12 protein-coding genes and 1 pseudogene are annotated in these 13,810 nt (G+C 59.5%); 3 read left to right on the top strand and 10 right to left on the bottom strand.

Annotated elements, in window-relative coordinates; translation table 11 throughout:
- Positions 1-36 precede the first annotated feature (36 nt).
- The gene (locus H4P12_RS16980; protein WP_187794844.1) at positions 37-402 is read left to right on the top strand and encodes a MerR family transcriptional regulator; all 366 of its coding nucleotides are present in this window, start codon (positions 37-39) and stop codon (positions 400-402) included.
- Positions 403-420: 18 nt separating this feature from the next.
- On the opposite strand, the gene H4P12_RS16975 is transcribed toward H4P12_RS16980, so the two are convergent.
- From H4P12_RS16975 to H4P12_RS16955, 5 genes are all read right to left on the bottom strand, one after another.
- Entirely contained in the window at positions 421-1,329 is a 909-nt protein-coding gene (locus tag H4P12_RS16975) for an alpha/beta fold hydrolase (RefSeq protein ID WP_425498232.1), read from the bottom strand.
- A gap of 317 nt (positions 1,330-1,646) precedes the next feature.
- A complete protein-coding gene (locus tag H4P12_RS16970; protein ID WP_223115860.1) occupies positions 1,647-2,588 on the bottom strand; it encodes an acetoacetate decarboxylase (ADC) in 942 nt (313 codons plus the stop codon).
- 41 nt (positions 2,589-2,629) lie between these two features.
- Positions 2,630-2,797, bottom strand: a complete 168-nt coding sequence (locus H4P12_RS16965; RefSeq protein ID WP_187794843.1) for a hypothetical protein — start codon at positions 2,795-2,797, stop codon at positions 2,630-2,632.
- A gap of 220 nt (positions 2,798-3,017) precedes the next feature.
- Positions 3,018-3,515, bottom strand: a complete 498-nt coding sequence (locus H4P12_RS16960) for a MerR family transcriptional regulator (protein WP_223115859.1) — start codon at positions 3,513-3,515, stop codon at positions 3,018-3,020.
- 48 nt (positions 3,516-3,563) lie between these two features.
- Positions 3,564-4,172, bottom strand: coding sequence for a TetR/AcrR family transcriptional regulator (locus tag H4P12_RS16955; protein WP_187794842.1), 609 nt, complete (start codon positions 4,170-4,172; stop codon positions 3,564-3,566).
- A 90-nt stretch (positions 4,173-4,262) separates the two neighbouring features.
- Here H4P12_RS16955 and H4P12_RS16950 point away from each other — a divergent pair, with 90 nt between their 5' ends.
- Positions 4,263-5,669 carry a coniferyl aldehyde dehydrogenase gene (locus H4P12_RS16950; protein WP_246449337.1) on the top strand — a complete coding sequence of 469 codons (1,407 nt, stop codon included), beginning with the start codon at positions 4,263-4,265 and terminating at the stop codon, positions 5,667-5,669.
- Positions 5,670-6,650: 981 nt separating this feature from the next.
- Here the strand turns inward: H4P12_RS16950 and H4P12_RS16945 are convergent.
- The 5 genes and pseudogenes from H4P12_RS16945 to H4P12_RS16925 all read right to left on the bottom strand — a co-directional run bounded on the left by H4P12_RS16945 (position 6,651) and on the right by H4P12_RS16925 (position 12,221).
- The gene (locus tag H4P12_RS16945; RefSeq protein WP_187794840.1) at positions 6,651-7,724 is read right to left on the bottom strand and encodes an extracellular catalytic domain type 1 short-chain-length polyhydroxyalkanoate depolymerase; all 1,074 of its coding nucleotides are present in this window, start codon (positions 7,722-7,724) and stop codon (positions 6,651-6,653) included.
- A 31-nt stretch (positions 7,725-7,755) separates the two neighbouring features.
- Positions 7,756-8,172: a CopG family transcriptional regulator gene (locus H4P12_RS16940; protein WP_187794839.1), complete on the bottom strand. Its 417-nt coding sequence runs from the start codon at positions 8,170-8,172 to the stop codon at positions 7,756-7,758.
- 138 nt (positions 8,173-8,310) lie between these two features.
- The gene (locus H4P12_RS16935) at positions 8,311-9,543 is read right to left on the bottom strand and encodes an NAD(P)/FAD-dependent oxidoreductase (RefSeq protein WP_187794838.1); all 1,233 of its coding nucleotides are present in this window, start codon (positions 9,541-9,543) and stop codon (positions 8,311-8,313) included.
- Positions 9,544-9,593: 50 nt separating this feature from the next.
- A pseudogene (locus H4P12_RS19090) lies at positions 9,594-11,653 on the bottom strand (catalase).
- 160 nt (positions 11,654-11,813) lie between these two features.
- Positions 11,814-12,221 (bottom strand): pyridoxamine 5'-phosphate oxidase family protein, encoded by a 408-nt coding sequence (locus H4P12_RS16925; protein ID WP_187794837.1) that lies wholly within the window; start codon positions 12,219-12,221, stop codon positions 11,814-11,816.
- 295 nt (positions 12,222-12,516) lie between these two features.
- Here H4P12_RS16925 and H4P12_RS16920 point away from each other — a divergent pair, with 295 nt between their 5' ends.
- Positions 12,517-13,779 carry a tyrosine-type recombinase/integrase gene (locus H4P12_RS16920; RefSeq protein ID WP_187794836.1) on the top strand — a complete coding sequence of 421 codons (1,263 nt, stop codon included), beginning with the start codon at positions 12,517-12,519 and terminating at the stop codon, positions 13,777-13,779.
- Positions 13,780-13,810 lie beyond the last annotated feature (31 nt).

Genomic DNA, 13,810 nt, shown 5'->3' with positions numbered 1-13,810 from the left:
GGTTTGAACCTAAGTTTAAGGTCAAGAGGCAGCCGCATGAAAATCGGAGAAATCGCAAAAGCCGCCGGCGTGACCACCTCGCGCATCCGGTTTTACGAGCGTCAGGGCATCATCGCGCCCGCCGATCGCGGGGCAAACGGCTATCGTGACTATCCCGAGGAACTGGTTGCCCTGCTGCGCTTTATCGAACAGGCACAGGGCCTCGGCTTTACCCTGCGTGAGATTGCCAGCGTCGAGATTCGGGGCGGCGCACATATCGTGTCCTGCACAGATGCGTTGGCGATGCTGGCGAAGAAACGAGATACCGTCACTGCTCTGATCGCAGAAGCCCGCGACCGCAAACGGCGCATCGAAGCGCTGATGGCGGAACTGGAAGCCAGCAAGGCGGCGTCGGGGATTTGATCCCCCGACACTCTTTCCTCAGCGGCGCAGGAAGGCCAGCAGATCCTTGTTGATCGTCGCGGCCTCGGTCGTGGGCATGCCATGCGGGAAGCCGGGATAGGAAATCAGCGTGGCATTCGGCAGGATCTCGGCCGATTTCTTGCCCGAGATTTCGAACGGCACGACCTGATCATGCTCGCCATGCAGCACCAGCATCGGAATTTCGATGCCTTTCATTTCCTCGCGGAAATCGGTTTGCGAGAACGCCGCGATGCCATCGGTATGGGCCTTGGCCCCGCCCATCATGCCCTGACGCCACCAGTTGTCGATCACCGGGTCCGAGGCTTCCACGCCGTCCTGATCATAGTTATAGAACGGCCCCGCCGGCACATCGTGGAAGAACTGCGAGCGGTTCTCGGCCGTGTTCTTCTGGAAATCATCAAACACCGATTTGTCGATCCCGTCCGGGTTGTCGGCGGTCTTGACCATCAGCGGCGGCACCGCGCTGATCAGGACGCCTGCGGCGACCTTATCCTCGGGGTGGCGCGTTATATAGCGCACCACAACGCCGCCGCCGGTCGAGTGGCCCACATGCGTCGCACCCTGAACGCCCAGATGCTTGACCACGGCTGCCGTATCATCGGCATAGTGATCCATGTCATGCCCATCCCAGACCTGCTGAGAGCGGCCATGTCCGCGGCGGTCAGAGGCAATGACGCGAAAGCCCTCGCCGACGAAGAACATCAACTGCGCGTCCCAATCATCCGCGCTGAGCGGCCAGCCGTGATGGAAAAAGATGACCGGCGCGTCCTTGGGGCCCCAGTCCTTATAGTAAATTTCGACGCCGTCGTCCGTGGTTACATATCCCAAGGTTATTACTCCATTAAACAGATAGCTTTTCGGCGCATCGCCAAGACAACATGAGCCGCTGACGATGGCAGCGCCCATGCAATTCGAGTATGCGCCTATCCGACGCTAACATTAAACTCTGGTTAAGGGTCAAGCAGTCTTCGGCGCCTCCGCGCCACAAAAATCGAGGGCCCGCCTTGCATCCACCGCCAAACTTCAGTCGCACTTCGTGCCCTGATCGACACTACGGGGATCCCTGCCCCCAGGAAGGGGGGGCAGGTCGAGCCAAGCCCATTCTTACTCGGCCAGCTCGGGCGTATACAACGCAGCCTGGAATTCCGGCTGATAGTCATAACGCACCAGCTTTTCCAAACCGAGCGACTTGATGAAGGTGGACAACGGACCATCAGACAAGTTCAGTTGGACATCCTCTGCGTTGGTACTGCTGGCTTTTCCAGTGCCCTGATGTCGGAATAGCCATGGGTCTGTCGGCCCTCCGCGTCGAGATTGATGAAGTTCAAGCGACCGATCTCTGGTTCAGTCTCCGATACATCCAGTTTTTTGCCAACCATTGAAAAATCGGGATTCCCCTCTTCGTCGTAATAGGTAAACGCCATCTGATCGCCCTCGGCGTCATAATCCATCGGGATCAGCCATTTCGGCAGGTTATAGCCAACCACGCCACGCACCCGCGCCAGTTCCGTATCGACCGGCAGCTTCAGAACGTAACCCCACAGACTATTCTCGTTCAGCTCTCCCATCAGCGAAATCAGGCCCCAGTTGCTTTTGTTCGGCTTGGTGGTCACGATCGAAATGGAAAGCTCGTTATAGGTGTCATTGTCACAGTAGTGGTAAGCGTAAGAGGTTATCGCGACGATACCTTTGCCCGGTGCGAACGAAATCGGCTCGACGATGTCCAGAACCTCGTCAGGCATAAGCTCCTTCAGCTTTGACATGTCTGCCGTGTAGATGGCCGTGATGCTGCTGTTGCTGTAATAGAAGTTAGGCGAATAGGTGATAAAGCCGACGTCTTTTTCTTCCTTGCGCATGGTTTCGAACCAGCTCAGGTCCAGATCCGGCCGCTCTTCTTTGACAACGGAAAGCGGCGGGTTGGAGCGAAATCTGTCAAACAGACCGTCTCGCAAGACGGGCACTTCATTCCCTGCCAGGTCGATGATGGTGGCATTCTCGCCCGTTGGGTCGTTGCTTGTTCTGTCCGTCGGGCTTACGCCAGCAAGCTCGTTCATGCTGGCGCGATCCAAAGCCAGGCTTGGGCCGTAAAGCAAGGCGGCGCCTGCGGCCAAACCGACGATCAGCACGCCACCAATTATGGTTTTTCGCGATTTTAGCTTGAACATTCCGTTCTCCTGTTAATGTCTGTTTCGGTCAGTCGGCTATGCTATTTTGAACTCGAAACATGTCGCCGCCTCTCTTCATGTGGACCCGGCCCGGTGACCGAATTGGCGACGATCACGCCGTCGCCGGTCAGGCTGATACGGATGCCGCCATTGCCCGATGCTGACTGAGGCCGCGCGAAGCCAACCGGCAGATGCTGGGCATCGGCCATGTTTTCCGTCACCCTGGCGTTGCAGGCACGGCTTGGAAGGATTTGGCAGGTCAGCCGGACAGTGGCCGCAACGGCAACGTTCTGTCGGATATATTGGGCATATCAGCGATCCTTGGTTTCGGTTCGCTGGCTATATAAGGTTTAAACCTATGTTTAAGGTCAAGGGATCTTTTGCGTTAAAATCGGAAAAGTTCCGAAAGCTGTCGCCACGCCGGTAAGATTACCGGTCTTCGAAAGTGTTGATCGGCACCAGCGATAGAACACGCTTTGAATTATCTGCGCAGCTCAACCCCTCGGGGCGGTTGGCGATCCCATCTGTGATCGCCAGAAGCTTGGCCTTGCTTGCGGCAAGCTGCGCTTGCTGCACCTCAATTTCGGCAATCTTCCGGCTGAGTGCCTGCGCCAACAGCTCGTGATCCCACCTGGAAAGATCATCCGGCACGAGGGACTGAATTTCTTCAAGACTGAAGCCTGCATCCTGAGCCATCACGATCAGATTCAGAATGACGACCGCCTCTTCAAGATACCTGCGATAGCCATTCGGCATACGTTCGACCGCCTTGAGCAGGCCGATCCGCTCGTAATAGCGGATGCGAGAATTGCTCAGTCCCGTTTGAACCGCAAGTTCGCCGATCTTCATCTGTCGCCTCGAAATCTCAATCGTGCTCTCAATCGTATATTTGACCATAAGCCCTGTCGAGCGGCCCTGCGGCGCCACCGATCCGTTCGCCTCTACGATGGCTTTGATGCTGCGCCATCAGCGCAATCACCGCATTTGCATGCCCGAGCGCAGAGTGCCGAGCGCCTGCGCGATAGCATCCTCGCCAACTTTTTCTGGTCGTAACAAGCCGTCGAGCTTGAGTGTCGTCAGCCCGTGCAACTGGGCCCAGCAGGCAGCCGCCAGACCGCGAACGGGGCGATCAATAACCTCGCCAGCCAGCTGGCCGCGCCGCAAGACCTCAAGCAGCAAGTCGAATGGCGCAAGCGCACGGGGTTCCATGTGCAGTTCGGCTGCGGCCGCAACGTCGGCCCCGAACATCAGATGGTAAAGCGCAGGATTTTCGGCACCAAAGCGCAGATAAGCCTGCGCCATCTCATCAAGCTCTGCGGCAAAGTCACCCCCACCCGCGCGAACCGCCAGGCTCAAGCTATCGTGCAGTCGATCAAAGCCAAGGAAGGCCAATTCGTTCAGCAACGCCGCCTTGTCGGTGAAGTGCTTGTAGGGCGCATTATGGCTGACGCCGGCGCGTCTGGCGACCTCTCGCAATGTAAATTTCCATGCCTGCTGCTCGACAAGCATATCCATCGCCGTTTCGATAATGACCCGCCGTAAGTCGCCGTGGTGATAGGGCTGATCCCTTCCCGTTTCTCGCATCAACTTTGCCTCTATTACGAGATATGTTGACATCGCCCACTTCGATACCTAAGTCAAGCAATGTTGCTATTGTCAACATAGGATGATATGATGACGTTCCAATCCGCGAGTCCCGCCGAACTTCTTGCTCGTCAACGTGATGCATTCCTGCGCGAAGGGGCACCCAGCCATGATCAGCGCAAGGCTGACCTGAAAAAGCTGCGTGATGCGCTCACTTCAAACCGACCCAAGATCGAGGCCGCGATCAGTGAAGATTTCGGCCACAGATCGCGCCACGAAACGGCGATGATGGAAATTCTTCCGACCGTGCAGGGTATCGACTACCTGACGCGAAACCTTCGCCGCTTCATGAAGCCGCAAAAGCGGCATGTGGAACTGACATATCGCGCCGCCAGCGCGCGGGTCGAGTATCAGCCCTTGGGGGTCGTGGGCATCGTTGCGCCGTGGAACTATCCGCTCTCGCTGGCGATGATGCCGCTGGCAACCGCGATTGCGGCGGGGAACCGGGCGATGATCAAACCGTCCGAGTTCACACCGCAGACCAGTCAGTTGATGGTCGAAATGCTGCGCGAGATTTTTCCCCAGGAACAGGTCGCGGTCGTGCTTGGTGATGCGGAGATCGGGGCCACGTTCACCGCGCTGCCGTTCGATCACATCCTGTTCACCGGCAGCACCCCGGTTGGCCGCGCCGTCATGCGCGCCGCTGCCGATAATCTTGTGCCTGTCACTTTGGAGCTGGGCGGCAAGTCGCCCGTCATCGTCGCTCCGGGTCAGGCTACGGCGGCAGCAGTCGCGAATATCGCCTTTGGCAAGCTGGCAAATGCCGGCCAGACCTGCATCGCGCCTGATTACGCTTTGGTCCATGAGGACGATCTGGACAGCTTCAGCAAAGGTTTCGAACGCGCGATTTCGGACATGTATCCGAATGGCGCAGCAAGTCCCGACTACAGCGCAATCATCAACCAGCGCCATTTCGACCGGCTGAAAAGCCTCCTTAACGATGCCCGAGACAAAGGCGCACGCGTCATCACGCAATCTAACCCGCCGGAAAACGAACGTCCGCATACGCTCGCCCCGGCGATGGTTTTAGATGTCAGCGACGATATGGACATCATGCAGCAAGAGATCTTCGGCCCGCTGCTGCCCGTCGTCACCTACCGCGACATCGACCAGGCAATCACCTATGTGAACGCAAGGCCGCGTCCGCTGGCGCTTTACTACTTTGGCGGCGACGATGACGCCCGGCGCAGCGTTCTCGGCCGTACGACTTCCGGAAATGTGGGCATCAACAGCACGCTGATGCACTATGCGCAGGATGACCTGCCTTTCGGCGGGGTCGGCCCAAGCGGGATGGGTGCCTATCACGGCATCGAAGGCTTTCGAACAATGAGCCACGCCAAAGGCATTTATAGTCAGGGTCGTTGGAACGCGTCGAAGCTGATGCGCGCGCCCTTCGGCACGCTCGCAGATAAGATCTTGGGGTTTTTGCTTCGCTAGCCACAGCAAGATCGATTGCTCACATGAAACTCGGATTAGGTCCGGCACCCTTCCACCCGAGGTTCGCCCCCTTTCCGCCTCTACGATACGAGCGGGCGGATAACAGCCGGAGGATCGCCAGGCAGCAACAGAGGCGTGCACGAGGTCCATGCGCGGGCCATCGGCACCGCTTTTTCGTGCCCGTGTTGCCTGAGCGTTGCCTTGTCTGCGCGCAGCAAAAAGCCCCGCGTTTTGGCGGGGCGTAACGCACCGATATATTTGATATTTTTTGTTTCGGGGACAGGATTTGAACCTGTGACCTTCAGGTTATGAGCCGATCAGAGGGGAAAGCACGAAACTGAACAATTTCAGCATGTTACGCGGCAGCCGTTTGATTTCTCGCGATTTTCGTTCCGTCATTCGACCGGACAAACCAGCTTTAGGCCGCACAACCTGCGCGAAAACTGCAGCCAAGGGTTGAGGTGGCGTTGAGGTGACCGATTTCCATGACCATCATAGCGTGGCTACAATGAAGCAAATTTGAGCTGATACCAGGCCCGCATCAGCTCCGACCTTTACCGAAAGCCGGAAAATTTGCATTTCGGCAATCGCACAGCTTTCAGGGAGGAAATTGACCTGCTGCAAATATTTCAACCATCGAAATTGGCGCGGTATGCGTCATTCTGTCATCGATACCATCGCGGTGCCGGGCGGGAGGCCGCTCAACTAACCGAGACTGACCGCGGCTTTACGCAGCACTAGGCTATAGTTTCGGTTCCGGCCGGTTTCGTTTAAGCCCGGCACGGTGGGCCAAGGTCTAGGAACTACCATCGATATGCGCACGTCCGAAGTATTTCCAGCGACACTGGTGGCGCGGGCGTCAACTGCGTCCAAGCCTGGCTCTAGCTTCTAGCTCTGCTGCAGGTCATGATGCTGACCGCACTGCATTGACCGTCAGTCGCCAACTCAAGGTCGCGCGCCTGCCTAATAGCGCTAGCTATTTCAAACCTCGGCGATTTTCCTGAAGAAACGGATCATCTCTGCCGATGCATCGGGACCCAGAGGGTCGGTATAGGAACCAGCCGGATCGCCCCCGAACCAGGCATGACCGGCCTGCGCGACGCGCCAAAGTTCCGAGCCATCGTTGGCGATGAAGTGCGACCAGGCGCGCCCATTTCCGTTATGCTGTGTCTCGATTCCCGATCCGCCGATCAGCCGCTCACTATTGATCGGCGCAACCGTAGCATCCGACATACCGTGGAATACGATCATCGGTAATGTCCCATGCGGCGCGGGGGCAGCGCTAGTCCCTTGCATGGCGGCAAAAGCCGAAATGACATCACTGGCCGAACCCGCAGGAAGGCCGGAATGGATGCCGGCGGCGGCGAACAGGTCGGGATAGGTCTGTGCCATGATGGCCGCCATCGCGCCCCCCGCCGACAGGCCGGCCACGAAAGCCCGACCCTGTGGCAAGTGAAACTCTGCCACGAGGTCGTGGACGATACCGGCCAGAATCGCAGGCTCGCCGTCGCCGCGTGCCTGATCCTCGGGCCGGAACCAGTTCCAGCAGGACTGCATGTTATGGGCGCGCGCCTGCTCTGGGTAGGCAACGATGTATCCAGCCTTTTCGGCCACCTGATTCATGCGTGTGCCACGGGCGAAGTCGTCGGGTGACTGCGTGCAGCCGTGCAGCATCAGCACGATGCCCGCAAAACCCTCTGGTCGGGCCGTGGGGGTATAAAGCGTGTAGTTGCGCGACCCTGCGGGGCCCGCATGATGGCGCTGTTCGTAACGCGCGCCCTCTGGCACGTCGATGCCTTTGTCAGCGGGTCGCGTGGGCAATTGCAATCCCTGCATCAATCCGCCGCCAGCGCAGGGCTTGCAACCGTCACGCAGCAGGCTGGCAAACGGGTTCCCAGACCGCATGGCGACCGGGTCGACCGGGTCCGGGGCGCCTGGCGCGTGACCTGTCTGACGTGATAGCGCTTCCTGAATGATTGCCGTGGCCCTGAGCGGGTCGTTGGCACGAGTCTTCCCAAGCGCCCGGCGCATGGCCGTCGCGAAATCATCGTTCATGGATATTATCCTTGTTGAGAGGCAGACGGCCTCAGGTAATGCGGTCTTTAAGTGCGGCTTTGACGGCCTTCGGCGCCTGAAGTGACCCAAGCACATTCAGCGACCCAATCGTCGCCACCGCCAGTTCGGGCGAGACGTCGGCCGAGATCCGCGCCAGTCCGACGACCTTCAGGTGCAGGGTTTCCCCGGCCTTGGCAAAGCCCTCCAGATCGGCGCGCGTGATATCGAAAAGCCCAAGCTCCAGTTGGTGGCGGTCAATCGACCGCGCGACCGAACTGCCTTCGCTGGTCAACTGGTTGCGGATGGCGGTGCGAATGAAATCAGTCCGGTTGGCATAGAAGCCTTCGCGAACAAGAAGATCGATCCGGCCAAGATCGACATGGCCGAGGTTGATCGTGATCTTTTCGGGTTCTGCCTGCCGTTCCGGCAGTCTGGTTACGTTATGCATCGACTTCTCCATCCACATGGATGGTATATAGATGATACGACTTTTGGTTTCAATGGGTCGTTCTTAATTGGTTCGCGCGATGCGAAGCTGAAGCGGCGGGCAAAGTCCCGGATATTTGTTCGGCCCAGCTGCGTCTGATTACCTCAGCCGGAAAAGACGGGCGTCCGGGTCTTTCTCGCCAGCGATGCCAGCCGCGACAATCTGCGCCGCGATCATCGAGAATGTGATGCCGTTTCCGCCGAAACCCATCACCGCCCAGACGCGGTCATGCCCCTTGACCCGGTCGATGATGGGCAAGCCGTCATCCGTGACGCTGAAGGGTGCGGACCACGCAAATTCCGCCGGTCCCACATCTAGACCCGTCAGCTTTTCCAACTTGGCCAAAATGGTCCTGGATTTGCGCGCCAGCAGTTTCGGATCGCTGTTTCTGTCTGCTGCGTCCTCATCCTCGCCCCCCGCGATGATCCGGCCTGAGGGGTCGCTGCGGAAATACAGGTAGGGTTCGGACGCTTCCCAGACGATGGTGTCTTTTAACCAGCTGGCCAAGTCCTTGACCTTGCCCGTCGCAAGCGCCCAGGTCGATGTGACGTGGTGCGATTTCGTCTGCATCTGGGGCAGGAATTCATAGCCAGTGCAGAAGACCGCGTGATCTGCCGTCAGAACCCGACCGTCACTGGTGGCCAAGGCCACGCCGCCCGGAAGTTCAGCCATATCGGTCACTTCGACAGGCGCCGCGATCAGTGCACCGCGGGTCTTGCACGTGCGCAGCAATCCCGCCGTCAACTGCGCAGGGTTCGCGCTTGCTGAATCCGGCGACAGGATCGCGGCTGCGCGCGTCATGCCATAATCGGCTTTCAGCCTCGCGCGGTCGATGAGTTCGGCCTCGATGCCGATCTTGCGCCGCGCGGACAATTCCTTGGCCAGATCATCTGCGTCCATCTGATTGCCTGCCAGATAAAGCGCGGGCTTCTGCTGCATCTGGCATTTGATCTTCAGCCTTTTGGTCAGATCGACCAGATCGTTCACGGCGGCGACCGACCGACGCCAGGCGGCATTCGCCGTGCGCGCGCCGCGCTGCGCCTGAAGTTCGGTCAGCGGCACGTCGATTTCATGCTGGATCATCGCGGTCGAGGCCGGGGTTGATCCACTGACCGGCGCACGACGATCAAGGATCAGGACCGAGCATCCTTGCCGCGTCAGTGCCTCGGCCGTCAGGGCCCCGCTGATACCGGCACCAACGACGATCACGTCGAAACGGTCACGGCCCGGATCGGCGCGATGGGGCACGGAAATGCCAGAGGTGTTCAGCCAGTAGGGCTTGCCAGTGCGCAAATCATCCTTGCGCGTTTCGGCGTCCTTGCCTTTTGTCATCTTCTTTCATCCAATGAAAATGGGCCGCCATAACTGGCGGCCCAACAGGGTCATGCAAGATCGCGAACCTTCGGCTCTCGGTCCCAATAGCGTTTGCTTGCGGCGGCCACGAAATCCTCGTTCTTGACGACACCCGCATCCGCCTCGATGTGGCAATGATCCAGCAGCGCCTTGGACCCCGGGCAATGGCCGATGGCTTTCAGATGCGCATAGGCGTCGCTGACCCAGGCCTTCGCGGCGGCGTCCTTTTTCAGCTTCTCGACCTGTTCGGGCATCAGCACCATCGCAACCGCGTCAAAGATGACCGACGGACTTCCGGCAAGCTGACCGTCCGCCGCAAGCTTGCCGCCTTTGACCTTCATTTCGCCTACCTTGGGGGCAACCAGCATGACGCTGCCGCCCTGCGCCTCGACATCGGATTTCAGCTTGTCGATGGTTGCCTTGTCAGACCCTTCGGCAAACAGAATGCCGATCTTGCGGCCTTCCAGCGTGTCCTTCCAGTTCTTCTGGATCGACAGCGCATCCGAGGACGCAAGCTCGACCGGTTCACGGAAGGGCTTGGCCGCCTTTGGCAGATCGATCCCCAGCCCGTCGGCGACACGCTGACCAAGATCGGGATGGATGTTCTGGATCACCGATACCACGCGGTCGCGCACATGCGGCAAGCTGACTTTCGACAGTTCGAACGTGATGGCGCTGGCGATATGCGCGCGTTCGTTGTCGGTCTGGCTTAGCCAGAACTGGCGCGGCTGGCTGTAATGGTCGCCGAATGTCTCGTCCCGCTTGCGCAGCTTTTCCGACGGTTCGTTTCCGAGTTCGGTGTTGTCCTCATACGTATGGAAGACAGTGCCGGTTTCGCGCGGACCGGGGTCTTCGCCCGCCTCGTCCAGACTATTGGGTTCGTAATTCGCGCGGCCCTTGGGAATCATCGTCTGCATCATCCCATCGCGCTGCATGTTCGCGAAGGGGCATTTCGGCGCGTTGACCGGAATCTGGTGGAAGTTGGTGGTCCCTAGCCGGGATTTCTGCGTGTCCAGATAGCTGAACAACCGCCCCTGCAGCAGCGGGTCGTTGGTGAAGTCGATCCCCGGCACCACGTTCGACGGCAGGAAGGCGGATTGTTCGGTCTCGGCAAAGAAGTTGTCCGGCCAGCGGTCCAGCACCATGCGGCCGATGACCCGCAGGGGCGCATCTTCCTCGGGGACGATCTTGGTCGCGTCCAGAACCGAATAAGGCAGGCTTTCGGCCAGCTCGTCGCTGATGACCTGAATGGCCAGTTCCCATTCCGGGTAATCGCCTGCCTCGATCGCTTCGAACAGGTCGCGGCGGTGAAAGTCGTTATCCGCGCCCTGCAGCTTGGCGCTTTCGTCCCAGACGAGCGACTGGATGCCCAGCTTCGGCGTCCAGTGGAACTTGACGAATGTCGATTTCCCGTCCGCGTTGACCAGCCGGAATGTGTGCACGCCAAAGCCCTGCATCATGCGCAGGCTGCGCGGAATGGCACGATCCGACATGGCCCAGATCATGGTGTTCATCGTTTCGGGCATCAACGAGATGAAGTCCCAGAATGTATCATGCGCGGATGCTGCCTGCGGATGCCGCGATCCGCCTCCATCTTCACAGAATGAATCAAGTCGGGAAACTTGATCGCATCCTGAATGAAGAACACCGGGATGTTGTTTCCAACCAGATCCCAGTTGCCTTCATCGGTATAGAATTTGACCGCAAATCCCCGCACATCGCGCGGTGTGTCGACACTGCCGGCCCCGCCCGCAACGGTCGAAAAGCGGGTGAAAACCGGCGTCCGCTTGCCCTTTTCGGCAAAGAGGCTGGCAATGGACAGGTCCGGGATCGCATCGGTGCACTCGAAATAGCCGTGCGCCGCGCTGCCGCGAGCATGGACGATCCGTTCCGGGATCCGCTCGTGGTCGAAATGAAAGATCTTCTCGCGCAGAACGAAGTCTTCCAACAGCGTCGGCCCGTTGGACCCCGCTTTCAGGCTGTTCTGGTTATCCGACACCGGAACGCCGTGATTGGTTGTCAGCTGTTGATCATCACCCGCGCGCTGATGCGTTTCGCCTGCATTTCCTGTCTGGGCCTTCTTGTCCATGGTCGTCTCCGCTAGCTGGAAAATTCTGATCGCGGCAAAAGCCGCGCGTTCTTGCTACAGTTCTGTCACCCGGGAAAGCAGAGGCCGGCCCCGCACCCGCCCAATTGGGCAATCAGACGCGTCGGCCTATTCTACCACCCTTCTTGCAGAGGCTGCGGGTTCACAATTCCACGACGCCGTCGCCCGGCTTGCCCCAGCATTCCGCGCGGCTGGCGGCCACTTCGATCAACGTCAGGCCGGGCGTGTCGATCCCCTGTTCAAACCACTGGTCAAGTTCGTCCGTCCAATGCTTCTTGAACAGTGCTTTATCATCTTGATGAAGCTTTGCTTCGCCCGACAGCACGATCCAGGTATCCTTTCCTTGAAAGGTGAGCTCGGTTGCAGGGTTCTCACTGAGTTCTTGAACCTTGCGGGTTTCGCCATTGCTGAAAAACCAGTTGCTGCCATCCCATTCGACCTGAGAATTATTCGACATCGGTCGGGACGATACGCCCCCGTCCTTCGCAACAGTGGACATAAAGCACAGATCCATGTCGCGCATCGCCTCAACAATAGTTTTCTTTTCCATGTCAGTTCATCCCATAATGTAGACCGGCTGTCTCTCTGAGGGCGCGTTGGAGTTCTGAACCGGACGGCCCAGTCCAAAGCCTGATTCAAGACTGCCTTCCATCGGACCCAAACGAAACGGAGCTTTGCGGGTTCCGCCAGGCAGCCTTTGTTTATGCTTTCGGGTAATGCCCACCGGCACGCCTCCTCCCGAATTCCGCCCCCTTCCGCCTCCCTGCCGGTCTGGTATGCGATGTATGACTTGCCATGCGCGAGAGGCTGAGCCTCATGTGGGATGCAAGAAGGAGGCGCTGGGCATGGTGAAGCGGTTGAGGTTGAATGAGAAGTCTGTGCGGGAGGCGGTGCCGGAACCGGGTCGGGACTATCAGATCTTCGACAGCGAGGTGCGGGGATTTGCGATCTGCATCTACCGCTCGGGCAACCGGGCCTTCACGCTGGATTACCGTCATGCCGGGCGGCAGCGGCGGATGACGCTGGGGCGTTGGCCGGAATGGTCGACCGCTGCGGCGCGGGAGCGGGCGAAGGAGCTGCGCCGCGACATCGATGCCGGGGGCGATCCGCTGGGCGCGAAGGAGGACGGGCGCGAGGCGCCTCGGGTCAAGGATCTGGTGGAACGCTATGCCGAGGTGCATCTGCCGAACCTCGCAAAGACCAATGCTTCCGACCAACTGTCGATGCTGACAAAGCTGATCGGACCGGACTGGAACAACCGCCTCGTCACCGAGATCACGCCCTATGACGTGGAAAAGCTGCTGAACCGCATTGCGGAGGGTCGGTCCCGGCCGCACAAGGCCAAGCCCAACAACCGAGCGCGCAAATTGCAGGGATCAAAACCGACCCCGATCCGGGCCAACCGGGTCGGCGAGGTGCTGCGCAAGATGTTCACCTATGCGCAAAGCTGGGGTTGGCGGGACGACAATCCGGCATCTGGCTTTCGCCGCCGGATCGAGAACCCGCGCGAGCGGTTCCTGTCGCAGGACGAGATCCGGAAACTGGCGGCGGCGCTGGACGCGGCCGAGGACCGGCGCGCGGCGGACATCATCCGGCTCTGCATGCTGACCGGCGCGCGGGTCGGCGAGGTCCGGCAGGCGCGGTTCGAGCATTTCAACCTCGAACATCTCAGCTGGGCGAAGCCCGCCAGCATGACCAAGCAGCGGAAGATCCACCGGCTGCCGATCTCGGATGAAGCCGCCGCCATCGTGCGACAGCGCCAGCTGCTGGTGCCGCGTGGCTGCCCGCTGCTGTTTCCGGGCGACGTGCCCGGCGAGCCGGTGAAGGAAATCCGCCGCTTCTGGAAACAGATCCAGACGCAGGTCGGCATCGAGGATGTCCGCATTCACGACCTGCGACACACCTTCGCCTCGCTGCTGGTCAGCGGTGGCGCCTCGCTGGAGATGATCGGCAAGCTCTTGGGCCACAGCCAGACACAGACCACCGCGCGCTATGCGCATCTCATGGATTCGCCGCTGCGCGCGGGCGTCGATGCCGTGGCCCATGCCTTCCGGCCGAAGCCGGTGCTGGTCCATGACGCCGAGGATCGGGCGCGGCGACGCGCCTAATGGTTCAATCGACAGTGGCGCTGGGCGATCA

The organism is Paracoccus amoyensis (assembly GCF_014490725.1).
Taxonomy (GTDB): Bacteria; Pseudomonadota; Alphaproteobacteria; order Rhodobacterales; family Rhodobacteraceae; genus Paracoccus; species Paracoccus amoyensis.
The sequence above is the reverse complement of the archived record's forward strand: the minus strand, read 5'-3'. Positions and strand labels throughout refer to the sequence as shown.